Annotated in this window: 21 protein-coding genes; 14 read left to right on the forward strand and 7 right to left on the reverse strand. The window is 70.1% G+C overall.

Translation table 11 applies throughout. The annotated features are described in order from the left end of the window. Positions 1 to 139 precede the first annotated feature (139 nt). A complete protein-coding gene (locus ACEI37_RS13900) occupies positions 140 to 2,863 on the forward strand; it encodes an ABC transporter transmembrane domain-containing protein (protein WP_373379371.1) in 2,724 nt (907 codons plus the stop codon). Positions 2,864 to 2,904: 41 nt separating this feature from the next. On the opposite strand, the gene ACEI37_RS13905 is transcribed toward ACEI37_RS13900, so the two are convergent. The 4 genes from ACEI37_RS13905 to ACEI37_RS13920 form a co-directional block, all read right to left on the reverse strand. Continuing rightward, a complete protein-coding gene (locus ACEI37_RS13905; protein ID WP_373379372.1) occupies positions 2,905 to 3,813 on the reverse strand; it encodes a glycosyltransferase family 2 protein in 909 nt (302 codons plus the stop codon). Positions 3,814 to 3,838: 25 nt separating this feature from the next. Further along, complete coding sequence (locus tag ACEI37_RS13910) at positions 3,839 to 4,600, reverse strand: PIG-L deacetylase family protein (protein ID WP_373379374.1); 762 nt, start codon at positions 4,598 to 4,600, stop codon at positions 3,839 to 3,841. Between the two features lie 29 nt (positions 4,601 to 4,629). Then, positions 4,630 to 5,658, reverse strand: coding sequence for a UDP-glucuronic acid decarboxylase family protein (locus ACEI37_RS13915; protein WP_373379376.1), 1,029 nt, complete (start codon positions 5,656 to 5,658; stop codon positions 4,630 to 4,632). A 64-nt stretch (positions 5,659 to 5,722) separates the two neighbouring features. Continuing rightward, positions 5,723 to 6,994, reverse strand: a complete 1,272-nt coding sequence (locus ACEI37_RS13920) for a glycosyltransferase family 4 protein (protein WP_373379377.1) — start codon at positions 6,992 to 6,994, stop codon at positions 5,723 to 5,725. A 396-nt stretch (positions 6,995 to 7,390) separates the two neighbouring features. Here ACEI37_RS13920 and ACEI37_RS13925 point away from each other — a divergent pair, with 396 nt between their 5' ends. From ACEI37_RS13925 to ACEI37_RS13960, 8 genes are all read left to right on the forward strand, one after another. Then, on the forward strand, positions 7,391 to 7,903 hold the full coding sequence (locus ACEI37_RS13925; protein WP_373380260.1) for a hypothetical protein: 513 nt from the start codon (positions 7,391 to 7,393) through the stop codon (positions 7,901 to 7,903). A 190-nt stretch (positions 7,904 to 8,093) separates the two neighbouring features. Further along, a complete protein-coding gene (locus ACEI37_RS13930) occupies positions 8,094 to 8,864 on the forward strand; it encodes an SDR family oxidoreductase (RefSeq protein WP_373379378.1) in 771 nt (256 codons plus the stop codon). Beyond that, positions 8,861 to 9,502 carry a D-glycero-alpha-D-manno-heptose-1,7-bisphosphate 7-phosphatase gene (locus ACEI37_RS13935; RefSeq protein WP_373379379.1) on the forward strand — a complete coding sequence of 214 codons (642 nt, stop codon included), beginning with the start codon at positions 8,861 to 8,863 and terminating at the stop codon, positions 9,500 to 9,502. The genes ACEI37_RS13930 and ACEI37_RS13935 overlap by 4 nt, the downstream gene beginning before the upstream one ends. Beyond that, positions 9,499 to 10,743, forward strand: a complete 1,245-nt coding sequence (locus ACEI37_RS13940) for a glycosyltransferase family 9 protein (RefSeq protein ID WP_373379380.1) — start codon at positions 9,499 to 9,501, stop codon at positions 10,741 to 10,743. Before ACEI37_RS13935 ends, ACEI37_RS13940 begins: the two co-directional genes overlap by 4 nt. Further along, positions 10,724 to 12,505, forward strand: coding sequence for a carbamoyltransferase (locus ACEI37_RS13945; protein ID WP_373379381.1), 1,782 nt, complete (start codon positions 10,724 to 10,726; stop codon positions 12,503 to 12,505). Before ACEI37_RS13940 ends, ACEI37_RS13945 begins: the two co-directional genes overlap by 20 nt. After that, positions 12,492 to 13,478 (forward strand): glycosyltransferase family 2 protein, encoded by a 987-nt coding sequence (locus ACEI37_RS13950; protein ID WP_373379382.1) that lies wholly within the window; start codon positions 12,492 to 12,494, stop codon positions 13,476 to 13,478. Before ACEI37_RS13945 ends, ACEI37_RS13950 begins: the two co-directional genes overlap by 14 nt. 125 nt (positions 13,479 to 13,603) lie before the next feature. Next, complete coding sequence (locus ACEI37_RS13955; RefSeq protein WP_373380261.1) at positions 13,604 to 14,605, forward strand: glycosyltransferase family 9 protein; 1,002 nt, start codon at positions 13,604 to 13,606, stop codon at positions 14,603 to 14,605. Continuing rightward, on the forward strand, positions 14,598 to 15,545 hold the full coding sequence (locus tag ACEI37_RS13960; RefSeq protein WP_373379383.1) for a glycosyltransferase family 4 protein: 948 nt from the start codon (positions 14,598 to 14,600) through the stop codon (positions 15,543 to 15,545). The genes ACEI37_RS13955 and ACEI37_RS13960 overlap by 8 nt, the downstream gene beginning before the upstream one ends. A gap of 16 nt (positions 15,546 to 15,561) precedes the next feature. On the opposite strand, the gene ACEI37_RS13965 is transcribed toward ACEI37_RS13960, so the two are convergent. Together ACEI37_RS13965 and ACEI37_RS13970 are read right to left on the reverse strand one after the other, a co-directional pair. Next, a complete protein-coding gene (locus ACEI37_RS13965; RefSeq protein ID WP_373379384.1) occupies positions 15,562 to 15,975 on the reverse strand; it encodes a hypothetical protein in 414 nt (137 codons plus the stop codon). A 61-nt stretch (positions 15,976 to 16,036) separates the two neighbouring features. Then, positions 16,037 to 16,684, reverse strand: a complete 648-nt coding sequence (locus tag ACEI37_RS13970) for a recombinase family protein (protein ID WP_373379385.1) — start codon at positions 16,682 to 16,684, stop codon at positions 16,037 to 16,039. A gap of 372 nt (positions 16,685 to 17,056) precedes the next feature. On the opposite strand from ACEI37_RS13970, the gene ACEI37_RS13975 reads away from it, so the two are divergent. Further along, positions 17,057 to 17,524, forward strand: coding sequence for a hemerythrin domain-containing protein (locus ACEI37_RS13975; RefSeq protein ID WP_373379386.1), 468 nt, complete (start codon positions 17,057 to 17,059; stop codon positions 17,522 to 17,524). Between the two features lie 286 nt (positions 17,525 to 17,810). Next, the gene (gene fdxA / locus ACEI37_RS13980) at positions 17,811 to 18,140 is read left to right on the forward strand and encodes a ferredoxin FdxA (RefSeq protein WP_373379387.1); all 330 of its coding nucleotides are present in this window, start codon (positions 17,811 to 17,813) and stop codon (positions 18,138 to 18,140) included. Here fdxA and ACEI37_RS13985 read toward each other — a convergent pair. After that, positions 18,137 to 19,237, reverse strand: coding sequence for a substrate-binding domain-containing protein (locus ACEI37_RS13985; RefSeq protein WP_373379388.1), 1,101 nt, complete (start codon positions 19,235 to 19,237; stop codon positions 18,137 to 18,139). The two genes, fdxA and ACEI37_RS13985, sit on opposite strands and share 4 nt — an antisense overlap. Before the next feature lie 160 nt (positions 19,238 to 19,397). Here ACEI37_RS13985 and ACEI37_RS13990 point away from each other — a divergent pair, with 160 nt between their 5' ends. Genes ACEI37_RS13990 through fdhF form a run of 3 tightly spaced genes read left to right on the forward strand, consistent with a single transcriptional unit; the run spans position 19,398 to position 24,411 of the window. After that, positions 19,398 to 19,937 carry a formate dehydrogenase subunit gamma gene (locus ACEI37_RS13990; protein WP_373379389.1) on the forward strand — a complete coding sequence of 180 codons (540 nt, stop codon included), beginning with the start codon at positions 19,398 to 19,400 and terminating at the stop codon, positions 19,935 to 19,937. After that, on the forward strand, positions 19,934 to 21,496 hold the full coding sequence (locus ACEI37_RS13995; protein WP_373379390.1) for a formate dehydrogenase beta subunit: 1,563 nt from the start codon (positions 19,934 to 19,936) through the stop codon (positions 21,494 to 21,496). The genes ACEI37_RS13990 and ACEI37_RS13995 overlap by 4 nt, the downstream gene beginning before the upstream one ends. A gap of 35 nt (positions 21,497 to 21,531) precedes the next feature. Further along, positions 21,532 to 24,411, forward strand: a complete 2,880-nt coding sequence (gene fdhF / locus ACEI37_RS14000) for a formate dehydrogenase subunit alpha (RefSeq protein WP_373379391.1) — start codon at positions 21,532 to 21,534, stop codon at positions 24,409 to 24,411. Positions 24,412 to 24,419 lie beyond the last annotated feature (8 nt).

Raw genomic sequence — 24,419 nt, forward strand, 5'->3', positions numbered from 1 at the left:
AGGTTTCGCGCCATGGCGCCGCGGTGCGATCGGTATGGAACTTGCCTTCTCCCCTTGCTTTCTCCCATGGCCGCGCGCCGGCCACGCCACCGCGCGCCTTGCCTTGCCGCACCGAACGACTGACGCCTGAACCGCGCGCATGCCCCAGACTATCCGTCCCGCCTCCCGCCGCCGCATCGCCGCCGAACTGTTCCGCGCGATCTGGCGCTTCCGCGCCCGCGTGCTGGTCGCGGTGTCGCTGCTGCTGCTGGCCAAGGCCTGTGCCGTGGCGGTGCCGCTGATGCTCAAGCTGGTGGTCGACGAGGTCACGCCAGCCGCGGCCGGCACCGATGCCGCGCGCCTGGGGCTGGTGGCGATGCCGGTGTTCCTGGTGCTGGCCTATGCCATCCTGCGGCTGCTCGGCAACGCCTTCAGCGAGCTGCGCGACGTGGTCTTTGCCTACGTGACGCAGAGCACGGTGGCGGGCTTCATGGAACGCGCCTTTGCGCACCTGCATGCGCTGGGCGCGCGCTTCCACGCGCAGCGCGCCACCGGCAGCGTGATCCGCGACCTGGAGAAGGGCACCGCGGCGATCGGCTTCCTGCTGGGCGTGGCGGTCTTCACCATCGTGCCGACGTTGATGGAGATCGTATCGGTGCTGGCGATCATGATCGGTGCCTATGGCGCGGCCTTCGCCACCATCATCCTCGGCGTGTTCGTGCTGTACGCGGGCTTTACCTATGTCTTCACGCAGCGGCGCATGCGCGTGCAGCGCCAGGTCAATGCGGTCGAGGCCACCACCAACAGCAAGGTGGTCGACAGCCTGCTCAACTACGACACCGTCAAGTTTTTCGCGCGCGAGTCGTTCGAGACCCGGCGCTTGTCCGAGATGCTGCAGCGCTGGATCGGCATCAGCGTGGAAAACCAGTATGCGCTGTCGGCCCTGCATATCGGGCAGAGCGTGTGCATCGCGGTGGGGGTCGGCGCGGTGATGCTGCTGGCCACGCAGCGGGTGATCCAGGGCTCGCTGTCGGTGGGCGACCTGGTGCTGATCAATGCCTACATCATCCAGGTGGTGCTGCCGCTCAACACGCTGGGCTTTATCTTCCGCGAGTCGAACGACGCCATGACCAACGTCGAGCGGCTGTTCGCGCTGCTCGACGCGCATGGGAAGCCCGGCGAGGACAGCGATGCGCCGGCCGCGCGCCCGCTGCGCGTGAGCCGTGGCGAGATCGTGTTCGACCGCGTCAACTTCAGCTATGACCCCAGCCACCAGACCCTGTGGGACGTCAGCTTCCGCGCCGGTGCCGGCCAGACCGTGGCGGTGGTCGGCGGCAGCGGCTCGGGCAAGTCGACGCTGGCGCGGCTGCTGTTCCGGCTGTACCAGCCCGACAGCGGCAGCATCAGCATCGACGGCCAGGACCTGCGCCTGGTGACGCAGCGCAGCCTGCGCGAACTGATCGGCATCGTGCCGCAGGACACCATCCTGTTCAACGACACCATCGCCTACAACATCGGCTATGGCCGCGAAGGCGCCACCCGTGCCGACATCGTCGCCGCGGCGCGCGCGGCGCAACTCGACGCCTTTATCGATCGCCTGCCCGACGGCTACGAAACCCAGGTGGGCGAGCGTGGCGTGCGCCTGTCGGGCGGCGAGCGCCAGCGCGTCGCAATTGCGCGCGCGATGCTGAAGCGCCCGCCCATCGTGGTGTTCGACGAGGCCACCTCGGCGCTTGACACGCGCTCGGAGCGCGCGATCCAGCAGGAGTTGTCCGCAGTCGCGCGCGGGCGCACCGCGCTGATCATCGCGCACCGGCTCTCGACCATCGTCGATGCCGACCGCATCCTGGTGATGGAGCACGGTCGCATCGTCGAAGACGGCAACCACGCCACGTTGCTGGAGCGCGGCGGCATCTACACCCAGATGTGGCAGTTGCAGCAACAGCAGCGCGAGCTGGAGCGGGCCGAACGGCGCCTGGCCCTGCAGCCGGTGCGGCTGGAGATCCTGCTGGCCAGCGTGGTCGACGGGCTGCGCGAGTTGATCGCCGAGCGCCATGTCAACCTGTTCACGGTGCAGAGCGAGTCGGAGCTGCGCGTCACCGGCGATCCGGGCGTGCTGCAGAAGGCGATCTGGGAGCTGTGCCAGCACATGATCGCCACCATCGAGCCGGGCGGGCGGCTGGAACTGCGGCTCGAGCGGCTGGACGGCCAGGCCGGCCTGCGGCTGTCCGCCACGCCGGGCGATCTGCCGTTGCCGGACGTGCAGGGCCTGCACGAATGGCTGGCCGAGCATGGCGTCACGCTGACCGCCGACGGGCCCGCGCACGCGTACCAGCTGCTGATGCCGATGCGCGCCGTGCAGGAGCCCGAGCCGCGCCGCGCGCCGGTCGCCGCTCCGGGTGCCGCGCCAGGCGCCGGGCCCGCGCCCGAGGCGCCCGAGGCACCGGATGCGCAGGCGCTCAAGGGCCTGCGCGTGCTGCTGCTGGATGACGACGAGCCCACGCGCGAGGTGCTGAGCGCCTCGCTGGAAGACTATGGCGCCCATGCCATCGCGCAGCAGCGCGGCGACGACGTGATCGCGCTGCTGGCCGGCACGCACCCCGGCCAGTGGCCGCAGGTGCTGCTGTGCGACCTCGCGCTGGAAGACGAGGACGGCTACACCGTGCTGCGCCGGGTGCGGCGGCTCGAGGCGCAGATGCAGGTGCCGCTGGGCAAGCGCATGACCGCGATCGCGCTGTCCGGCCACGCCGAGCCGCAGGACCGTATGCGCGCGCTGATGGCAGGGTTCCAGCTGCACCTGTCCAAGCCGGTGCGGGTGGGCGAGCTGGTGGCGGCGATCCGATCGCTGGCGGTGCGCTCCGCGCAGGACGCGCAGGAAGCGTAGCGCAACCGCGGCGGCCCGCGCCGCAGGCGCGCGCTCGTGTCTCAGGCGCTCGGCTCGCGCAGCCGGCGGCGCAGCTTCAGCACTTCTGCCGGGATCACGCGCCGCTCCTGCCATACCCATGGCATGCCGCCCAGCACCTCCGCCAGGCCGCGCCATCCCTGGCAGCGCCACAGCTGTGGCAATGCCGCCGCGGTCTCGCCCAGCGCCACATGCCAGGGCAGCCGCAGCCAGGCGGACCAGATCGCATTGCGCGCCAGCAGCGAGCGGCGCTGCGCGGGGTTGCGCAGCGGGCTGGGATGGTGGTGCACCACCAGTTGCGGCGCGTACACCAGCTGCCAGCCATGCGCGGCCAGGTCCAGCGCCAGCAGCGTTTCCTCGCCGCCGAGGAAGAAGCGCGGATGGTAGCCGCCGGCCTGGCGGAAGGCATCGGTGCGGAACGCGGTGGCGCCCGCCATCAGGCCCAGGATCGCGCGGCCCGGCAGCATCGCCGAGGGCAGCGGGCTGGCCGCCATGCGCGCGCAGGTCGGGTCTTCGCCGCGGTGCTCGCCCACCAGGATGCGCGCCGTCAGCGCGGCCACGCGCGGATGGCGCTCGAACATGGCGCAGGCCGCCGACAGCGATCCCGGTGCCCACCAGCAATCGTCATCGCAGAAGGCGACATAGCGGGTGCGGGCCCAGTCCGCGCCCAGGTTGCGGCCAGCCGCGCCGAGGTTGCGCGCGCTGCGCAGCAGCGCGGCGTGCGGGAATTCGCTGCGCACCATGGCGGCGGTGCCGTCGTCCGAGGCGTTGTCGACCACGGCGATGGGCGGGCGTTCCGGCAGAGCGCTCAGGCGCGCCAGCGCGGTGCGCACCGAATCGCGCCGGTTGTGCGTCAGCACCACCACGCTGATGTCGCAAGGATGGGGGCGCGGAGAAGTGCGGGACGCGGAGGCGGTAGCTGGTATCGGCATGGGTATTGGCAGGAGGACTCAGGGCTCAGTCAGGCCCGGCGCCGGCCGGCTGCAGCATCCAGTAGCGCTCGGGCGCGCACAGGTCGCACAGCCGGTCTTCGCTGAACAGCTGCAGCTGGCTCTGGTAAGCGTTCAATGCGTAGCTCTTCTGCGTCAGGTACTGCGTCACCGGCAGGTTGACGGGCGTGGCACGCAGGCCGCTGTCCCGGCATTGCACCAGGCGTTGCTGCAGCAGGCCGGGCATGCGGCGGTAGATCGCATCTTCGTAGTAGAGCCACTGCACGGGCGGCGGTGCGGCTGTGGGGGCGACTGCATGCGGTGCGCTCCAGGCGGGGCCGTGCGCGTGCGCGGCCAGCATCAGCAGCCGGCAGGCGTCATGCACCAGCGCATGGTCGGAATGGAACAGCCCCAGCGGTGCCACCACCACGCCCTCGGTCTGCGTCAGCAGCACGGTGTGCAGCGCATCGGCAAGCTGTTGCGCGGTGTAGCGGCGCCCATACTGGCTGTCCCAGAAGTCCAGCCACACCGCGTGCGCGCCCAGCATGGTCAGTGCGTGGTTGTCCTCGCGGCGGCGTGACAGCACCGCCTGCTCGGCGCTGGCGAAGCCGGCCGCCTGGTCCCAGTCGGGGGCCGCCATGTCGGCCGGCGGCACGCCCGCGAACACGGTCACCACGCGCGCCGCGCGCGCGGCCGCGATCAGCCCGCCGCAGCTGAACACGGCATCGTCCAGGTGCGGCGAGATCACGGTTACCGCGGCGGCGAGATCGACCACCATCGCCGTGCCCATGCCGCCCCCTCGCGCGCTCCGGCACGCCGTCAACTGAGCGCGGCACGCGCTTCGCGCGCGGTGGCCGACACCGGCACCACGTTGCCGGGCGCGCCTTCGGCATGCGCCTGCGCGGCCAGCCGCGCGGCAAAGTAATCGACGGTACGGCGCAGGCCGTCTTCGAGCGCGGTGTGGGGCTCCCAGCCCAGCAGCTGGCGCGCCAGCGTGATGTCGGGGCAGCGCTGGTGCGGGTCGTCGGCCGGCAGCGGGCGCATCTCGATGCGCGACGGCGAGCCGGTGGCGCGCAGCACCGCCTGCGCGATCTCGAGCATGGTGGTTTCGCGCGGGTTGCCCAGGTTGACCGGCATGCCGCTGGCGGGCACTTCCATCAGCCGGATCAGCGCGTCGACCATGTCGTCGACATAGCAGAAGGCACGCGTCTGCGCGCCGTCGCCGTAAACCGTCAGCGGCTGCCCGGCCAGCGCCTGGGTGATGAAGTTCGAGACCACGCGGCCGTCGGCCGGGTGCATGCGCGGTCCGTAGGTGTTGAAGATGCGCGCGATGCGCACGTCCAGCCCATGCTGGCGGTGGTAGTCCATGAACAGGGTCTCGGCGCAGCGCTTGCCTTCGTCGTAGCAGGAGCGGATGCCGACCGGATTGACGTGGCCCCAGTACCCTTCCTGCTGCGGATGATGCTCTGGGTCGCCATAGACTTCGCTGGTGGAGGCCTGCAGGATGCGCGCCCTGAGCCGCTTGGCCAGTCCCAGCATGTTGATGGCGCCGTTGACGCTGGTCTTGGTGGTCTGCACCGGGTCGTGCTGGTAATGCACCGGCGAGGCCGGGCACGCGAGGTTGTAGATCTCGTCGACTTCCACATACAGCGGGAAGGTGACGTCGTGCCGCAGCAGCTCGAAATTGGTCCGGCCCAGCAGGTGCGCGATGTTCTCCTTGGTGCCGGTGTAGAAGTTGTCCACGCACAGCACGTCCTGTCCGGCGCGTACCAGCCGCTCGCACAGGTGCGAGCCGAGGAATCCCGCGCCGCCGGTGACCAGGATGCGCTTGCGATCGCTTTCCTTCATTTCCGCTCTCCTTGCATTGCTTGCTCGTGGCCGCTTGCTGCCGCGGCCTGCCGCCGTGCCGGCGTCAGGCCGCGGCGCGGCGGGCTCCGGCCTGCAGCGCCGGAGTCCCGGCGCAGACGCGCTCATAGACCGCCTCCATCTGCCGGGCCACGCCGGCCCAGGTGAAATGCGCCTGCGCGCGGCGCCGGCCCGCTTCGCCCAGCTGGCGCGCCAACGCAGGGTTGGCGGCCAGCTGCGCCAGCCGCGCCGCCAGCGCCGCCGGCGCCTTGGGCGGCACCAGGAAGCCGGTGTGCCCGTCCACCACGGTGGAGCGGATGCCGCCGACGTCGGCGCCGATCACCGGCGCGCCGCACGCCATCGCCTCCACTGGCGTGATGCCGAACGGCTCGTACCACGGCGTGGTCACGAAGACATCGGCGGCGCTGTAGAACAGGCGCAGAGTGTCGCGCCCGCGCCGGCCCGTAAACACCACGCGCTCGGCCACGCCCTCGGCGTTGGCCACTTCCTGCAGCCGGCCGATTTCCGGCGTGGCCTGCACGCTCGGTTGCTCGGCGTTGCCGCCGACCACGTACAGGGTGGCGTCGAGACCAGTGTCGCGGCGCAGGCAGCCGAGCGCACGGATCACGTTGTCAATGCCCTTGCGCGGCACCAGCCGGCCCAGCTGCAGCACGCGGAAGCCATGCGACGGCCAGCCCAATGCGCGCCGCGCCGCGTCGCGCGGCACCGGCGCGAACTCGGCCGCGTCGAAGCCGCACGGGACGGTCTGCACGCGCGCGGGATCGGCACCGTAGAGGTTGACGAGGTCGTCCAGGTCCTGCGGACACTCCGCCACCACGCAGTCGGCCTCGCGCACCAGCGCGTCCTCGATGCCGAAGCGATCGTCGGGGAAGCCGTCGGTGCTGCCCTGGTGCAACCGCCGCACCTTGCCCAGCGCATGGAAGGTCATCACCAGCGGGATGCCGAGGGTGTGGCGCGCGCGCAGCGCGGCCAGCCCGGACATGAAGAAGTTGGCGTGGAGCACGTCGTAGCCGGTGGCATCGCGGCGCACGAAGTCGGCCAGGAACGCGCCGAAGTCCTCCATATAGGGCAGCAGCTGCTCCTTCGGTATCTGCACCGGCGGTCCCGCGGTGACGTGGATCACGCGCACGTTGGGCGCGAACGCCACCACCTCGGGCAACAGCGCCTTGTCGCGCCGCGTGAACACATCCACCTGGTAGCCGCGGCTGCCAAGCTGCCTTGCAAGATGCGCCACATAGATGTTCTGGCCGCCGCAGTCGGTGCTGCCGACACTGGCGAGTGGCGAGGCATGTTCGCTGATCAGCGCGATCTTGCGCATGGTGGGCTCCGGTGGTTTGCCGCCGTGCCCGCGAACGCGGGCGGGATGGGAGGTGGCCCTCGCAGCTAGCGTGCCATCCGCAGTCGCTGCAATTCAGAGAGAAAAAACTCGTGTCGCGGGAACCGACGCAGAAGCGTTATAGCGGTTCTCCACGACATGGCGAAGCGCATTGCGAAGAAGCCGCACCGGCTTCCCCGAGACGCGGTTTGGTCATTCTTACGCCGCCCCTTTGTAATTTGCGCTTACCGATCTTTCATTTGCCGGCCGGCATTGCGCAGCGTTGCAACCGGCCCGATGTTTGCTGTGTCGATGGCGCTCATGCAGGTCTTGCTGCACGCGCTGCACACGTTTCGGTGGCGGCCTGCCGTTCAACCATCGATGGAGTTGCCCATGCCCATGACCCCCGATGCGGGCCAGCCGCCCCGCGCCTCCCATGCCGGCGCCAGCCGCTTCAGCGATCCCGCCGCGGCGCGGCGCGCGGTCGAACTGGCCCTGCCGATGCTGCAGGCCTCGCTGCGCGACAAGGCCGTCGGCGAAAGCGGCTGCATGCATGTGGTCGTGATGGATCCGACGCTGCAGCCCGGCGATTGCGCCTTCGAGGAAGCGATTCTCTATGAGCATTCGCTGCCGTCGCGCGAGGCCTGGGATGCCGACTACAGCCGCTATGCGCGCGCCAAGGCCAGCCTGAGCTGGCGCACCGGCATGGCCAGCGCGCAGGTGGTCCACTGTAGCCCGCACCGGCTGCGCAGCGACGACACCCTGCTCGGCGGCGCCGCCGTGGTGGACGGCATCGTGGTTGCCGTCAGCGGCGCCAACGCATGGTACGACGAGGCCTTTGCCGGCTGCGTGGCGATGCTGCTGCGGGCCGTGGCGCAAGGGTCCTGCATGCGCGCGCAGCCCGCCGGCTGATACCTGCAGCCGCGCTTTTGCCTGACTGTTGGCACACATTTCGCACCGGCAGCAAGCCTGCGCACCCGGCCATGCTGTCCTGATCGCGGCATGCCGCAGCCGACAGGGTGCCAGCACCGATGTCCGCTTCGTTGTCCGATTCGTCGTCCGAATCACAGTCCATCCACACACCGATCGCCAGGGAACCACCATGCCAACTTCGCCTTCGTCACGACCCGCGGCGCACATCGAGGCCGCCATGCCGCTGCAGGACCGCACCTATCTCGTCAGCGGCGCTGGCCGGGGTCTGGGCGCCGCGATCTGCCGCACGCTGAGCGCCGCCGGCGCCGCCGTGATCGTGGCCGATATCGACGACAAGCTCGCGCACGACAGCGCCGGGGGGCTGGCCGATGCCGGCGCGCAGGCGTGGCCGCTGCACCTCGATGTCTCCGACCCCGCTTCCGTGCGCGCCGCCTTCGAAGCCGTGCGCGCGCGCGGCACGCGCCTCGACGGCATCGTCAACAACGCCGCCATCGACATCACGCTGCCGGTGGACGAGGTCGATGCCGAGACCTGGCGCAAGGTACTGATGGTCAACCTGTACGGCCCCTACCTGATGGCGCATGCCGCCGTGCCGGTGCTGAAGGCGCAGGGCGGGGGGCATATCGTCAACATCGCCTCGACCGCGTCCAAGCGCGCCTGGCCCAATGCCTCGGCGTACCACGCCACCAAGTGGGGCCTGCTCGGCTTCTCGCACGCGCTGCATGCGGAACTGCGGCCGCACGGGATCAAGGTGTCGGCGATCGTCGCGGGCGGCATGCGCACGCCGTTCCTGCTCGACCGCTTTCCCGACATCGACCAGGACAACCTGCAGGACCCGGCCAATGTCGCCAACGCGGTGCGCTTCGTGCTGACGCAGCCGGAAGAAACCGTGATCCCCGAGGTGATGGTGCTGCCCATGAAGGAGACCTCGTGGCCATGAGCCTTGCCCCCGCGCTACGGGCGGCCGTGCTGCTGGACAAGGACGGCACCGTGTTGCACGACGTCCCCTACAACGTCGATCCGGCGCACATGCGGCTTGCGCCAGGCGCCGCCGCCGCGCTGCGGCTGCTGGGCGGCCTGGGCCTGCCGCTGGTGGTGGTGACGAACCAGCCCGGGGTGGCCCATGGCCTGCATACCGAGGCCGAACTGGTGCCGGTACGCGAACGGCTGGCCGCCATGTTTGCCGAGCATGGCGCGGCGCTGAGTGGCTTCCTGTATTGCCCGCATCATCCAGAAGGGCAGGTGGCGCCCTACGCGCGCGCGTGCCTGTGCCGCAAGCCCATGCCCGGGCTGCTGCTGCAGGCGGCCGCGGCATGGCGGCTCGACCTGGCGCGGTCCTGGATGATCGGCGATATCCTCAATGACGTCGAAGCCGGAAACCGCGCAGGCTGCACCACCGTGCTGGTCGACTGCGGCAACGAGACCGAATGGCAGCTTTCGCCCGCGCGTCAGGCCGATTACGTGGTGCCCACGCTAGAGGACGCCGCGCGCCTGGTGGTGGCGCGCACGCGGGCCGCTGACTTGGTCGGCGCTGCCGCATCGACAGCCGCGTCACCATGCCATGCGGAGGCGCCATGAACTGGCACTCCGCGCGCAGCGTGCTGTGCGTGCGCCTCGACAATATGGGCGACGTGCTGATGAGCACGCCGGCGATGCAAGCCCTGGCGGATGCGCTGCCGGGCCGCCGGCTGACGTTGCTGACCTCGCACAGCGCCGCGGCGCTGGCGCCGCATCTGCCGATGGTCAGCCGCGTGCTGACCTGGGACGCGCCGTGGGCCAGGCACGCCGGGGCCCAGGCGGCACCGGCGCCCGGGCCGGAAATTGCCGCGTGCGCACGCTGGCTGGCGCGCTTCCGCTTCGACGCGGCCGTGATCTTTACCGTCTACAGCCAGAGCCCCTTGCCCGCCGCGGTGTTGTGCGCGCTCGCGGGCATTCCGCTGCGGCTGGCCTGCTGCCGCGAGAACCCCTACACGTTGCTGAGCGACTGGGTCCCCGACACCGAGCCGGGCACGCAGCCGGGCCAGCGTCCGCGCCACGAGGCGCAGCGCCAGCTCGACTTGGTGGCGCAGGTCGGAGCCGTCGCATGCGATACGCGCCTGCGCTTTCGCGTGCTGGCGGCGGACCGCACCGCGCTCGCCGGGCGCCTGGCCGCGATCCGCGGCGGCCGCAGCGGGCCGGTGGTGGTGGTGCATCCCGGTGCCAGCGCGCCGTCGCGGCGCTGGCCGCCGGCGCGCTTTGCCCAGGTGGCGCACGCGCTGGCGGTGAAGGCCGGCGCGCACGTGCTGGTGACCGGCGATGCCGCCGAGCACGACATCGTGCGCGCGGTCTGCGCCGCCGCCGGCCACGCGCGCGTGGTGCCGCTCGCCGGCGCCTTGCGCCTGGGCGAAATGGGCGCTTTGCTGGAAGCCGCCGACCTGCTGGTGTCGAACAACACCGGGCCGGTCCACCTGGCCGCCGCGTTGGGCACGCCGGTGGTCGACCTGTACGCGCTGACCAACCCGCAGCACACGCCCTGGCAGGTGCCGCACCGTACGCTGTTTGCCGATGTGCCGTGCCGCTATTGCTACAAGAGCATGTGCCCGCAAGGACATCATCGCTGCCTGGAAGACGTGCCGGCCGCGCACGCGGTGCAGGCCGCGCTGGCGCTGCTGGGCGGCAATCCCGACAGCATGCCCGCGGTCGAACTGCCGTGGCCCGGCGCAGTCGCTGTGGCTGCACCGGCGCCCGCCGAGTTCGACGCCTTGCCGCCCATGCCGGACGACAGTGCAACCCGCCACCTACCCCATGACGAGGCCGACCATGTACACCCTTGGCATTAACGCTGCCTACCATGACTCCGCCGCCTGCCTGGTGCGCGATGGCGAAGTCATCGCCGCGGCGGAGGACGAACGCTTCACCCATATCAAGCACGGCAAGCGCCCGGTGCCGTTCACGGCGTGGGAGCTGCCGTTCCACGCCATTGACTATTGCCTGGGCGAGGCCGGCATCGCGCTGCGCGACGTCGATCATGTTGCCTACGCGTTCGACCCCGCGCTGATGCTGGGCGCGCGCCGGCATGACGCCACCGTGACGCTGCCGCTGGAGCCGTCGGCGCACGGCGCCGCCAATGGGCATGAGTCGCCGTGGGATCCGCTGTTCCTGTCGTACGTGGTCAACGCGCCGCGGCAACTGGCCAGCGGTGCGCCGCACCACCTGGCCGCGCGCTTTCGCGGCGTGCGCCACGACGGGCCGTTCCGCTGGCATTTCGTCGAGCACCACATGGGGCATGAAGCCAGCGCCTTCCTGGCGGCGCCGTTCGCGCGCTGCGCGGTGCTGACCATGGACGGCCGCGGCGAGCGCGCCACCACCAGCTACGGCGTGTTCGACGGCAAGGAGTACCGGCGCATCAAGCAGATCGACCTGCCGGACTCGCTCGGCCTGCTGTACGAGCGCGTCACGCGCCACCTTGGCTTCCTGCATTCGTCGGACGAGTACAAGGTGATGGCGCTGGCCTCCTACGGCAAGCCTGCGCACCTTGGCGTGTTCCGCGACATGGTCCGGCGCGATGCCGAAGGCGGCTACCGGGTGGCGCAGCCCGACCTGGAAGCCTTGCTGGGGCCGCCGCGCCAGCGCGGCGAGGCCTTCGGCGCCGCGCATTTCGATATCGCGCGCTCGCTGCAGGAGGTGCTGGAGGAAACCGTGGTCGGCATGACTACCTGGCTGGCCGAGGCCACCGGCGAACGGCAGCTGGCCATGGCCGGCGGGGTGGCGCTGAACTGCGTGATGAACGCGCGCGTGCGCGACCAGAGCCCGTTCGACGAGGTCTGGGTGCAGCCGGCCGCCGGCGATGCCGGCACCGCGCTGGGCGCGGCGCTGTGGATTGACTTCCTGCAACGCGGACGTCCGGCGCGGCAATGGTCGATGGCACACGCCTACCTGGGGCCGGCGTATGGCGAGGACGAGATCGCGGCCTTCCTCGATTGGGCCAAGCTGCCTTACCGCAGGCTCGACGACCTGGCCGGGCAGACCGCCGAGCTGCTGGCGCAGAACAAGATCATCGGCTGGTTCCAGGGCCGCATGGAGTTCGGCCCGCGCGCGCTGGGCGCGCGCTCGATCCTGGCCTCGCCGATCGATCCCGGCATGCAGCAGCGGCTGAACCAGATCAAGGACCGCGAAGACTTCCGCCCGGTGGCGCCGGTGGTGATGCAGGAGCGTGCGCAGGACTGGTTCAGCGCGGCCAAGCCCGGCAGCGGCGAAGCGCCGTTCATGCTGTTCATCTACGACGTGCGTCCCGAGCAGGCGGCGCGCATTCCCGCGGTCTGCCACGTCGACGGCACCGCGCGCGTGCAGACCGTGCGCCGCGATCAGAACCCGGCCTACTACGATTTGCTGGCCGCATTCGAGCGCCGCACCGGCGTGCCGATCCTGGTCAACACCTCGTTCAACACGCGTGGCGAGCCCATCGTGTGCACGCCGCGCGATGCGGTGGAGTGCTTCTGGACCTCGCCGCTGGACGCGCTGGTGATCGGCCCGTTCCTGCTGGAGAAACCCGGCGCCGGAGGCGCCCAGGGACAGACGGGAGGCGCGCATGGACAAGCCTGAACCAAGGGTTTCGGTGGTCGTGCCCACCTGGCGCCGGCCGGCACTGCTGGCGCGCTGCCTGCAGGCGCTGTGCGCGCAGCGCCTGGCCGCGCACGCGTACGAGATCATCGTCGCCGACGATGGCTGCGAGGCCCGCATCGAACGGCTGGTGGCGCTGATGGCCGCGCAGCATCCGTACCATGCGCTGCGCTATGTACCGGTGCCGGGCACGCAGGGGCCGTCGGGCGCGCGCAATGCGGGCTGGCGCCGCGCGCGCGCGTCCGTGATTGCGTTTACCGACGACGACACCGTGCCGGATCCCGGTTGGCTCGAAGCGGGCTGCTCCGCGCTGGCGGAGCAGCCCGAGTGCTGCGCGGTCGCGGGCACCGTGCGCGTGCCGCTGCCGGCGCGGCCCACCGACCACGAGCGCGATACCGGCGGCCTTGCGCACGCCGAGTTCGTCACCGCCAATTGCTTCGTCCGGCGCGACGCGCTGCTGCGCATCGGCGGCTTCGACGAACGCTTCACGCGCGCCTGGCGCGAGGATTCGGACCTGCAGTTCCGCCTGATCGAGCAGGTCTGCCCGGTGGGGCGTGCGCCGGCGGCGGTGGTGGCGCATCCGGTGCGGCCCGCTGCCTGGGGCAGCAGCGTCGCGGCGCAGGCCAAGGTGTATTTCGATGCGCTGCTGTACAAGAAGCATCCGCGCCTGTACCGGCAGCGCATCCGCCGCGTGCCGCCCTGGCATTACTACCTGACGGTGCTGGCGCTGCTGGTCGCGCCGATCGCGTGGCTGGCTGGCGCGCCGGTTGTGGCTGCGGCGGCGGGCCTGCTGTGGCTCGGATTTACCGCGGCATTCTGCGCGCGGCGCCTGCGCGGCGCGGCGCTGACGCCGGCGCATGTGGCCGAGATGGCGTTTACCTCGATGCTGATACCGCCGCTGTCGCTGTACTGGCGGCTGCGCGGCGCGCTGGCCTTCCGGGTGGTGTTCCTATGAGCGCATGCGTCGAGCCGCTCACGGCCTTGCCCCGCGCGCGGGATCCGCAGCATGCGGCGCGGCGCCGCGCGGCGCCAGCGCGCGTGCGGCGCATCGCCGTGTTCCGCGCGCTGCAGCTGGGCGACATGCTGTGCGCGGTGCCGGCGCTGCGGGCGCTGCGCGCGGGCGAGCCCGAGGCCCGCATCACGCTGATCGGCCTGCCGTGGGCACAGGAATTCGTGTCCCGCTTCAGTGCGCTGGTGGATGACCTGATGGTGTTTCCCGGCGCACCGGGGATGCCCGAGCAACCTTGCGCCGAAGCGGCGGCGGGCCCGTTCTACGCGGCCGCGCACGCGGCGCGCTTCGACCTGGCGATACAGTTGCACGGCAGCGGCGCGCTGACCAACGCCGTGGTGCAGCGCCTGGGCGCCCGGCGCATGGCCGGCTTCTGTCCGGACCCGGCGGCGGCGCGCTGCGACCGCACCGGCGTGCTGGTGCCTTGGCCGCAGGGCAACGAGGTCGAGCGGCTGCTGGCGCTGATGCAGGCGCTGGGTTATCCGTGCGCGGACCGCAGCCTGGCGTTTCCGCTGCGCCCGCTCGACCATGCCAGCTGGCGGCTGCTGGCCGCCGAGCACGGGCTCGTCGCCGGCGACTATGTCTGCCTGCACGCCGGCGCGCGCATGCTGTCGCGGCGCTGGCCGGTGGAGCGCTTTGCCGAGGCCGGCCGCGCGCTGCGGCGCCACTGGAAGGTGGTGCTGACCGGCAGCCGCGACGAGGCCGCGCTGGTGGCGCAGCTGGCGCGGCGCCTGGGCAAGCCGGTGGTCAACCTGTGCGGGCAGACCGCGCTGGGCACGCTGGCTGCGCTCATCCGCGATGCGCGCCTGCTGCTGTGCAATGACACCGGCGCCTCGCATATTGCCGCTGCGGTAGGCACGCCCAGCGTGGTGGTCTCGTGCGGCAGCGACAGCGCGCGCTGGGCGCCGCTCGACACCACGCTGCACCGCGTGCTGGCCGACCAGCCGCCATGCCGCCCGTGCATGCACCAGCGCTGCCCGCTTGCCGGGCACCCGTGCGCGTCGAATGTCAGCGTGGCCAGCGTGGTGGAGGCCGCGCTGGCGCTGGCGGCCCAGGAGCGCGGCCATGGCTAGGCGGCTGCGCATCCTGACCTGGCACGTGCACGGGAATTATCTGTATTACCTGTCGCAGATCCCGCACGAGCTGTACCTGGTTACGCGCGATGACGGCACGCCCGGCTATGCCGGCGCCGGCGGCGCGCTGCCGTGGGGCGCCAACGTGCACGAGGTGCCCTACGACGCGGTCCCGGCCGGCCGCTTCGACTGCGTGCTGTACCAGCACCGCCACCATTACGAGCATGACCGCGTGGACCTGCTCAGCGCCGCGCAGCGCGCGCTGCCGGCGATCTACCTGGAGCACGATCCGCCGCAGGAACACCCGACCAACACGCTGCATCCGGTGCAAGATCCGTCGATGCTGCTGGTGCATGTGACGCCGTTCAACGCGCTGATGTGGGACAACGGCGTCACGCCGTGCCGCGTGATCGAACACGGCGTGCTGGTCGACGAGGCGGTGCAATACAGCGGTGAACTGGCGCGCGGCATTAGCGTGGTCAACCACCTGTCGCGGCGCGGCCGCCGGCTCGGTGCCGACCTGTTCGCGCGCGTGCGCGAGCAGGTGCCGCTGGACCTGGTGGGGATGGCGGCGCAGGAGGCGGGCGGACTGGGCGAGATACCGAACCCGGAGCTGGCGGCGTTTGTCGCGCGCTACCGCTTCTTCTTCAACCCGATCCGCTACACCAGCCTGGGGCTGGCGGTGGTGGAGGCGATGATGCTGGGGGTGCCGGTGGTGGGCCTGGCCACCACCGAGCTGGCCACCGTGATCCAGAGCGGCAACAACGGCTATGTCGATACGCGCGTCGAGGTGCTGGTCAGCGTGATGCGCGAACTGCTGGACGATCCGGAACTGGCGCGCGCCTGGGGCGAGCGCGGCTGCCGGGTGGCGCGCGAGCGCTTCGGCATCGACCGCTTCGTGGCGGAGTGGGACGAGACGCTGCGCGCGGTCTGTGCGTGACAACAGAACGCGCGCGCTAGCCCGGCCCGCCGTCGCCATGCAGACGCGCACGGCTGCCGGACGATGCCGTGCAGCAAACCAGGTAGTACGCGCGTTTGAACTGCAGCGCCGCTTCCAGCCGGCGTCCGGCGGCCGCTTCGGCAAATGCTGCCTGCAGGCAGCGTTCGATGCTGTCGGCGGTGCCGTCCTGCTCGAACAGTCCAGGCGTGCGCTGCTCCCATAGCCGCATCAGCACGGCGCGGCGCTGCGCCAGCGTATGCGGCGGCCAGCCGTGGTCGCGGCTGAGCAATTCGAGCCGCGTCGCCAGCAGCGTTTCGAGCAGCAGGGTGGGCCTGGCGAAGCGAGTGGGCAGGGGCGTGGCCTCGGGCAATCCGCTGGCATCGACCAGTGCCGCAGGCAGGTCCGTGGCGTTGGGTGGGCGATCGGTCATGGCAGCCAGCCAGACGTGGCCGGGCGCGACAATGCCGTGCCGCGCGTCGCTGCGCCGGGTTTCATTCCGTTGCCGTTTCGGTGGCGGATTCTTCGGCGTCGGCCAGGGCGATGGCGGCCGCGCGCTGCGCCAGTGGCTCGGCGGCGCGGATGCGCAGCACGGTCTGACGCGACGTGCTGAAGCGCCGCGCGGTCTCGCTGACCGAATAGCCTGCCGACAGCGCGCTCAGGATCGCATGGCGCTGCTCGGGCGTGTGCTTGGGCGGACGGCCCACCTGGCGCCCCATGGCCTTGGCCGCGGCCAGGCTCTCGCGCACGCGCACGCTGCGGGTGGCGCCTTCCAGCGCGGCCACCGCGCGCAATACCTCGACCGCTTCGGGCGGCGTCGCGCTGGCAAGGTCATCCCGCGACAGCTGCACGCAGTACAGCGCCACGCCGAGCAGGCGGAAGCGCCGGACCGTCGCCAGCACTTCGGGCACGCTCCAGCCCAGGCTGCACAGGCGCAGCGCGACCACCGCGTCGCCCGGTTGCACCTGGTGCTGCAATGCGCGCAGTCGCGGGCGCTGCAGTGCCGCCACCGACGCGGGCGCGGCCTCCCAGAACACGTGGTGCGGGTCGATGCCATAGCCGGCGGCGCTGGCGGCCTGCAGTTCGTCCTGGACCGCCGACGCAGCATCGGCGCAATTGGAGTAGAGGAAGGTGGTCGGCATGATGGTGTCGGACGGCGCGCGCGCCGCACGCTGGTGAGAGCGGTCCGGACAGAGGATTCTGTTCCGGCTGGTTGCGCGATAACGCAACGGTTGCCGTAGCTGCCGCAACTTTCATGCCGCGCGTGCCGGCCCCCATCAAAGCGGCGCAACGCTATACCGGTGCTATACCGGCGCGCAAAGGCGATGCGAGGACGTCATGCGCTGTCCCACGCGCCGCCGCGGGCACAATTACAAGGCTTCGCGCAGGAATTGCAATGACACGCAGGCCGGCCCGCCATGCGCGCGCCACGGCGCCTGATGCGGCGCGGGCACGGAACCTGCCTTCCTTGCGGGTCGAAGCCGGAGTGCCGGCTCCCCACCCAGGAGAGAACCGTGGACAAGTCGAAGATCCCCGCAGACCAGGCCGAGGCACTCGGTGCCTTGATGGACGACCACCGCGCGGTCAAGAAGCAGTTCAAGGCGTTCAAGGACACCGAGGACCGCGACGAGAAGGAATCGATCGCGCTCGACGTATGCCACCAGCTTACGGTGCACGCCACCATCGAGGAAGAAATCTTCTATCCGGCATTGCGGGGCGTCAGCGACGAGATCGACGACATGCTGGACGAGGCCCAGGTCGAGCACCAGGTCGCCAAGGACCTGATCGCCGCGATCGAGGAGGATCCCGCCGGCGACATGCTCGAGGCCAACTTCACGGTGCTGTCGGAATACGTCTCGCACCACGTCGAGGAAGAGGAAGGCGAGCTGTTCAAGAACGTGATCAAGGAAAAGGTCAACTTGCGCGACGTGGCGCAGTCCATGGCCGCGCGCAAGGAAGAGCTGATGCGCGAGACCGCCTGAGCCTGCGGTAACTGCGGCGGTGCCTGAAGCGGCGGCGCGCAATGCCGTTCAGGTAAGGTATCAAACACTACTGTCATTCCCGCGCAGGCGTCTTTAAAAGTCACTGGGTTCCCGCCTGCGCGGGAACGACGGTGGCTAACTGAACGGCATTACGGCGGTGCGGGCCGTGCGCGGTGCCCCGCCGATTCAGCGGATTTGAAGAAGTCGCACAAGCCGGGGTGCCCCACGCGCCCCGGCCGGCCGTTACCATCACGCACTGTTTTCCCTGCCGTGCCGTGACTGCCCCATGACCTTTGTCGTGACGGATGCCTGCATCCAGTGCCGCCATACCGACTGCGTGGAAGTCTGCCCGATGTCGTGCTTCCACGAAGGGCCGAACTTCCTTGCCATCGATCCCGACCAATGCATCGACTGCTCGATGTGCGTGCCGTTGTGCCCCGTCGGCGCGATCTATTCCGAGCATGACCTGCCCGAGGACCAGCGCCATTTCCTTGCGCTCAACGCCGAGTTGTCGCGGCGGCCGGACTGGCTGCCGCTGATGCAGGCGAAGGGACCACTGCCGGACCACGAGCAGTGGGCCGGCCATCCTGACCGGCTGTCGTTGCTGCGACGCTAGCGCGGCGGCGTGTCGCGGTAATCCGGGAAGGCTTCCGGCAAGGTCTGCACGGTGCCGGTCAGGGTGCCGTCATAGCCGGGCAGCGCATTGACGCGCTGGCGGAAGGCCTCGCTGGTCAGCGCCCCGACCGCGCCGGCCAGCGCCGGGCTGCGCAGCTTGGCGCGCTCGATGGCAAAGAAGTAGCGCTCCTTGATCACCGGCACGAAGGCCAGCCCGAAGCGCCGCGCCGCGGTCTCGACGCCGAAGCCCACGTCGGCCATGCCGCTGCCGATGTACGCCGCCACTGCGGCGTGGGTGAACTCCCCATTGCTGTAGCCCTCGATGCGCGCGCCGTCGATGCCGCGCGCCGCCAGCATCAGGTCCAGCAGCAGCCGCGTGCCGGAGCCGACCTGCCGGTTGACGAAGCGCACTTCGCGCCGGGTCAGGTCCTCGAGCGTATGGATCCCGAGCGGGTTGCCCGGCCGCACGAACAGCCCCTGGCTGCGCACCGCGAGGTGCACCAGGCAATGGGTCTCGGGCTTGAGCCAGGTGGTGAAGTGGCGCCACATGCCATGCTCGAACTCGCCCACCGGCACATGGAAGCCGGCGATGTCGCAAGCGCCTTCGGCCAGCGCCGCCACGGCCTCGACGCTGCCGCAGTACTTCAGGTCGTGCCGCACCTGCTGCTCGTCGAGGAAATCGCGCAGCGCCGCCACCGCGAAGCCGTGGCTGGCATGCAGTCGCGCCGTGGCCTCGGGCTGCGCCATCAGCTTCTTCAGCTCGATCTCCAGCTCGGACGCCAGGCTGTCCAGCGTCGGCGACAGCCGCGCGCCGATCCGCTTGCTGGCCCACACCAGCTGCTGCGCCAGCGGCGTCAGCGCGCTGCCGCGTCCGCGCGTCTTGTCGATCAGCGGGCCGCCGAACAGCGCCTCGGCATCGCGCAGGATGCCCCAGGCATAGCGGTACGACAGCGACACCGCCTGGGCCGACTGGCTGATGCTGCCGGATTCGCCGATATAGCCGAGCAGGGCCACCAGGCGCGACACGTCCAGCGGCTCGGCGCCCGGCCGGGCGTCGTCCCGGATTTGCAGGTGGGGTTGGATCGAGATGCGGAGCATATGTAGAAAATAGCTTATTGAAGGGGCGCTGTCACTCTCATATAGTCCGCCTAACGGGCGAAGCGGCGATTCGATAGCCCGGAAATAGGAAAAAAATAGCATATAAGCGGGATCCGGCAGCCACTTTGGCCGGTCCTGGCGAGCCCTCACAGGAGACGCCATGCCAGACATCGCCCCCCACGCACCCCGTGCCTCCGGTGCGCCGGCATCCGCCGATGCCGCGCACATCGCCGCCATCGTCGCGGCACGCCAGCACATGCCGGGCGCCTTGCTGCCGATCCTGCACGAGATCCAGGACACCCAGGGCTTTATTCCCGACACCGCCGTGCCTGTGATCGCCCGCGCGCTGAACCTGTCGCGCGCCGAGGTGCATGGCGTGATCACCTTCTACCATCACTTCCGCCAGCAGCCCGCCGGCCGCCACGTGGTGCAGGTGTGCCGCGCCGAGGCGTGCCAGGCGGTCGGCGCCGAGGCGCTGGCCGAGCACGCGCAGCGCGCGCTGGGCTGCGGCTTCCATGAAACCAGCGCGGACGGGCAGGTGACGCTGGAGCCGGTCTATTGCCTGGGCCAGTGCGCCTGCGGCCCGGCCGTGATGGTCGGCGAGCAGTTGCACGGCTATGTCGATGCCGCGCGCTTCGACGCGCTGGTGCGCGGACTGCGCGCGCCGTCCACCCCCGCCGAAACGGAGGCCCAGGCATGAGCACCGTCACCACCCTGTTCGTGCCGCGCGACTCCACCGCGCTGGCGCTGGGCGCCGACGAGGTCGCGCGCGCAATCGCCAGCGAGGCCGCCGCGCGCGGCGAAGCCGTGCGCATCGTGCGTAACGGTTCGCGCGGCATGTTCTGGCTCGAGCCGCTGGTCGAGGTGCAGACCGCCGCCGGCCGCGTGGCCTACGGCCCGGTCAGCGCGGCCGACGTGCCGGGGCTGTTCGATGCCGGCCTGCTGCAGGGCGGCGCGCACGCGCTGGCACACGGCCCGACCGACCAGATCCCGTTCCTGCAACGGCAGGAGCGCCTGACCTTCGCGCGCGTCGGCATCACCGACCCGCTGTCGCTGGACGACTACCGTGCGCACGAGGGCTACGCCGGCCTGGAACGCGCGCTCGCCATGCAGCCCGCCGAGATCGTGCAGGAAGTCACCGACTCCGGCCTGCGCGGCCGCGGCGGCGCGGCGTTTCCGACCGGCATCAAGTGGAAGACCGTGCTCGGCGCTCAGTCCGCAACCAAGTACATCGTCTGCAATGCCGACGAAGGCGACTCGGGCACCTTCTCCGACCGCATGGTGATGGAAGACGATCCCTTCATGCTGATCGAAGGCATGACCATCGCCGGCCTGGCGGTGGGCGCGGAGCAGGGCTACATCTACTGCCGTTCCGAATACCCGCATGCGATCGCCGTGCTGCAAAGCGCGATCGGCATCGCCAGCGCCGCGGGCTGGCTCGGCGACGACATCCGCGGCAGCGGCAGGCGCTTCCATCTCGAAGTGCGCAAGGGCGCCGGCGCCTATGTCTGCGGCGAGGAAACCGCGCTGCTGGAGAGCCTGGAAGGCCGGCGCGGCGTGGTGCGCGCCAAGCCGCCGCTGCCGGCGCTGAAGGGCTTGTTCGGCCAGCCCACGGTGATCAACAACGTGATCTCGCTGGCCACGGTGCCGGTGATCCTGGCGCGCGGCGCGCAGTTCTACCGCGACTTCGGCATGGGCCGCTCGCGCGGCACGCTGCCGTTCCAGCTGGCCGGCAACATCAAGCGCGGCGGACTGGTGGAGAAGGCGTTCGGCGTCACGCTGCGCGAGCTGCTGGTCGACTACGGCGGTGGCACCCGCAGCGGCCGCGCGATCCGCGCGGTGCAGGTGGGCGGGCCGCTGGGCGCCTACCTGCCCGAGTCGCGCTTCGACGTGCCGCTGGACTACGAGGCCTATGCCGCGTTCGGCGGCGTGGTCGGCCACGGCGGCATCGTGGTGTTCGACGAGACCGTCGACATGGCGAAGCAGGCGCGCTACGCGATGGAGTTCTGCGCGATCGAATCGTGCGGCAAATGCACGCCGTGCCGGATCGGATCGACCCGCGGCGTCGAAGTGATGGATCGCATCATCGCCGGCGAGCAACCGGTGCGGCATGTGCAGCTGGTGCGCGACCTGTGCGACACCATGCTCAACGGCTCGCTGTGCGCGATGGGCGGCATGACGCCCTACCCGGTGCTGTCCGCACTGAATGAATTCCCCGAGGACTTTGGCCTCGCATCCAATCCGGCCAGGGCCGCCTGAGCCAGGTCCAGCAGAGACACGGGAGACAAACCGCCATGAACGCCCGCAACGAGATTGATTTCGGCACACCCGCCAGCCCCTCGACCGACATGGTCACCCTGGAGGTCGACGGCGTCAGCGTCACCGTGCCGGCCGGCACCTCGGTGATGCGCGCCGCGATGGAGGCGCAGATCGCCGTGCCCAAGCTGTGCGCCACCGACAGCCTGGAAGCCTTCGGCTCGTGCCGGCTGTGCCTGGTCGAGATCGAAGGGCGGCGCGGCTATCCGGCCTCATGCACCACGCCGGTGGAAGCCGGCATGAAGGTGAAGACCCAGAGCGACAAGCTCGCCGACCTGCGCCGCGGCGTGATGGAGCTGTATATCTCCGACCACCCGCTCGATTGCCTGACCTGCCCCACCAACGGCAACTGCGAGCTGCAGGACATGGCCGGCGTGGTCGGCCTGCGCGAAGTGCGCTACAACGACGGCGGTCCGGAATCGGCCCCGATCGCCACGCACACCCAGATGAAGAAGGATGAGTCCAATCCTTACTTCACCTACGATCCCTCCAAGTGCATCGTCTGCAACCGCTGCGTGCGCGCCTGCGAAGAAACCCAGGGCACCTTCGCGCTGACCATCAGCGGACGCGGCTTCGATTCCCGCGTCTCGCCCGGCACCAGCCAGCCGTTCATGGAGTCGGACTGCGTCTCGTGCGGCGCCTGCGTGCAGGCGTGCCCGACCGCGACGCTGACCGAGACTTCCATCATCAGGCTGGGCCAGCCCTCGCACAGCGCCGTGACCACCTGCGCCTATTGCGGCGTGGGCTGTTCGTTCAAGGCCGAGATGAAGGGCAATGAAGTGGTGCGCATGGTGCCGTACAAGGACGGCAAGGCCAACGAGGGCCATGCCTGCGTAAAGGGCCGCTTTGCCTGGGGCTACGCCACGCACAAGGACCGCATCCTCAAGCCGATGATCCGGGCGAAGATCACCGACCCGTGGCGCGAGGTGTCGTGGGAAGAGGCGATCGACTATGCCGCGTCCGAGTTCAAGCGCATCCAGGCAAAGCACGGCAAGGACTCGATCGGCGGCATCGTGTCGTCGCGCTGCACCAACGAAGAGGGCTACCTGGTGCAGAAGCTGGTGCGCGCGGCATTCGGCAACAACAACGTCGACACCTGCGCGCGCGTGTGCCATTCACCGACCGGCTACGGGCTGAAGCAGACGCTGGGCGAATCGGCAGGCACGCAGACCTTCAAGTCGGTGGAAAAGGCCGACGTGATCATGGTGATCGGCGCCAACCCGACCGATGGCCACCCGGTCTTTGCCTCGCGCATGAAGAAGCGCCTGCGCGCCGGCGCGAAGCTGATCGTGGTCGACCCGCGCCGCATCGACCTGGTCGATTCGCCGCATATCCGTGCCGACTTCCACCTGCAGCTGCGCCCGGGCACCAACGTCGCGCTGGTGACCTCGCTGGCGCACGTCATCGTCACCGAAGGCCTGCTCAATGAGGCCTTTATCGCCCAGCGCTGCGAGGACCGCGCCTTCCAGCAGTGGCGCGACTTTGTCGCGCTGCCGGAGAACTCGCCCGAGGCCATGGAGAGCGTCACCGGCATCCCCGCCGAACAGCTGCGCGGCGCCGCGCGCCTGTACGCGACCGGCGGCAACGCCGCGATCTACTACGGCCTGGGTGTGACCGAGCATGCGCAAGGCTCGACCACCGTGATGGGCATCGCCAACCTCGCCATGGCCACCGGCAATATCGGCCGCGAGGGCGTGGGCGTGAACCCGCTGCGCGGGCAGAACAACGTGCAGGGCTCGTGCGATATCGGCTCGTTCCCGCATGAGCTGCCGGGCTATCGCCACGTGTCGGACTCGACCGTGCGTGGCCTGTTCGAAGATGCCTGGAATGTCGAGATCAGCCCCGAGCCGGGCCTGCGCATTCCCAACATGTTCGAGGCCGCGCTGGCGGGCAGCTTCAAGGGCCTGTATTGCCAGGGCGAGGACATCGTGCAGTCGGACCCGAACACGCAGCACGTGTCCGAGGCGCTGTCGTCGATGGAATGCATCGTGGTGCAGGACATCTTCCTCAACGAGACCGCCAAGTACGCCCACGTGTTCCTGCCGGGCTCGTCCTTCCTGGAAAAGGACGGCACCTTCACCAACGCCGAGCGCCGCATCTCGCGCGTGCGCAAGGTGATGCCACCCAAGGCGCGCTATGCCGACTGGGAAGCCACCATGCTACTGGCCAACGCGCTCGGCTACCCGATGGACTACCAGCATCCGTCCGAGATCATGGACGAGATCGCGCGGCTGACGCCGACCTTCGCCGGCGTCAGTTACCAGCGCCTGGAACAGCTCGGCAGCATCCAGTGGCCGTGCAATGCCGACGCGCCGGAAGGCACGCCGACCATGCATATCGATGCCTTCGTGCGCGGTAAGGGCAAGTTCATCATCACCAAATACGTGCCCACCACCGAGAAAATCACGCGTGCCTTCCCGCTGATCCTGACCACCGGTCGCATCCTGTCGCAGTACAACGTCGGCGCGCAGACGCGGCGCACCGACAACGTCCACTGGCATGCCGAGGACCGGCTCGAGATCCATCCGCACGACGCGGAAGAGCGCGGCATCAAGGACGGCGACTGGGTCGGGGTGCAGAGCCGGGCCGGCGACACCGTGCTGCGCGCCATCGTCAGCGAGCGCATGCAGCCGGGCGTGGTCTACACCACCTTCCACTTCCCCGAGTCCGGCGCCAACGTGATCACCACCGACAACTCGGACTGGGCCACCAACTGCCCCGAGTACAAGGTGACCGCGGTGCAGGTGCTGCCGGTGGCGCAGCCGTCGGCATGGCAGCGCCAGTACCAGGACTTCAACGCCACGCAGCTGCGGCTGCTGGAAGCAGCCAGCGCCGATCCAGCGCAGGCCGCGGGCTGAGCCGAGGG

Origin of the sequence: Cupriavidus nantongensis (genome assembly GCF_041726985.1) — a bacterium.
In the GTDB taxonomy this organism is placed as follows: Bacteria; Pseudomonadota; Gammaproteobacteria; order Burkholderiales; family Burkholderiaceae; genus Cupriavidus; species Cupriavidus nantongensis_A.

Excerpts from the sequence above, each read along its gene's own strand:
- ACEI37_RS13985 (WP_373379388.1), bottom strand. The coding sequence starts at position 19,237 with ATGCTCCGCATCTCGATCCAACCCCACCTGCAAATCCGGGACGACGCC.
- ACEI37_RS13995 (WP_373379390.1), top strand. The coding sequence starts at position 19,934 with ATGAGCACCGTCACCACCCTGTTCGTGCCGCGCGACTCCACCGCGCTG.
- ACEI37_RS13930 (WP_373379378.1), top strand. The coding sequence starts at position 8,094 with ATGCCAACTTCGCCTTCGTCACGACCCGCGGCGCACATCGAGGCCGCC.
- fdxA (WP_373379387.1), top strand. The coding sequence starts at position 17,811 with ATGACCTTTGTCGTGACGGATGCCTGCATCCAGTGCCGCCATACCGAC.
- ACEI37_RS13950 (WP_373379382.1), top strand. The coding sequence starts at position 12,492 with ATGGACAAGCCTGAACCAAGGGTTTCGGTGGTCGTGCCCACCTGGCGC.
- ACEI37_RS13900 (WP_373379371.1), top strand. The coding sequence starts at position 140 with ATGCCCCAGACTATCCGTCCCGCCTCCCGCCGCCGCATCGCCGCCGAA.
- ACEI37_RS13965 (WP_373379384.1), bottom strand. The coding sequence starts at position 15,975 with ATGACCGATCGCCCACCCAACGCCACGGACCTGCCTGCGGCACTGGTC.
- ACEI37_RS13970 (WP_373379385.1), bottom strand. The coding sequence starts at position 16,684 with ATGCCGACCACCTTCCTCTACTCCAATTGCGCCGATGCTGCGTCGGCG.
- ACEI37_RS13960 (WP_373379383.1), top strand. The coding sequence starts at position 14,598 with ATGGCTAGGCGGCTGCGCATCCTGACCTGGCACGTGCACGGGAATTAT.
- fdhF (WP_373379391.1), top strand. The coding sequence starts at position 21,532 with ATGAACGCCCGCAACGAGATTGATTTCGGCACACCCGCCAGCCCCTCG.
- ACEI37_RS13940 (WP_373379380.1), top strand. The coding sequence starts at position 9,499 with ATGAACTGGCACTCCGCGCGCAGCGTGCTGTGCGTGCGCCTCGACAAT.
- ACEI37_RS13910 (WP_373379374.1), bottom strand. The coding sequence starts at position 4,600 with ATGGGCACGGCGATGGTGGTCGATCTCGCCGCCGCGGTAACCGTGATC.
- ACEI37_RS13945 (WP_373379381.1), top strand. The coding sequence starts at position 10,724 with ATGTACACCCTTGGCATTAACGCTGCCTACCATGACTCCGCCGCCTGC.
- ACEI37_RS13915 (WP_373379376.1), bottom strand. The coding sequence starts at position 5,658 with ATGAAGGAAAGCGATCGCAAGCGCATCCTGGTCACCGGCGGCGCGGGA.
- ACEI37_RS13955 (WP_373380261.1), top strand. The coding sequence starts at position 13,604 with ATGCTGTGCGCGGTGCCGGCGCTGCGGGCGCTGCGCGCGGGCGAGCCC.
- ACEI37_RS13920 (WP_373379377.1), bottom strand. The coding sequence starts at position 6,994 with ATGCGCAAGATCGCGCTGATCAGCGAACATGCCTCGCCACTCGCCAGT.
- ACEI37_RS13905 (WP_373379372.1), bottom strand. The coding sequence starts at position 3,813 with ATGCCGATACCAGCTACCGCCTCCGCGTCCCGCACTTCTCCGCGCCCC.
- ACEI37_RS13925 (WP_373380260.1), top strand. The coding sequence starts at position 7,391 with ATGACCCCCGATGCGGGCCAGCCGCCCCGCGCCTCCCATGCCGGCGCC.
- ACEI37_RS13935 (WP_373379379.1), top strand. The coding sequence starts at position 8,861 with ATGAGCCTTGCCCCCGCGCTACGGGCGGCCGTGCTGCTGGACAAGGAC.
- ACEI37_RS13990 (WP_373379389.1), top strand. The coding sequence starts at position 19,398 with ATGCCAGACATCGCCCCCCACGCACCCCGTGCCTCCGGTGCGCCGGCA.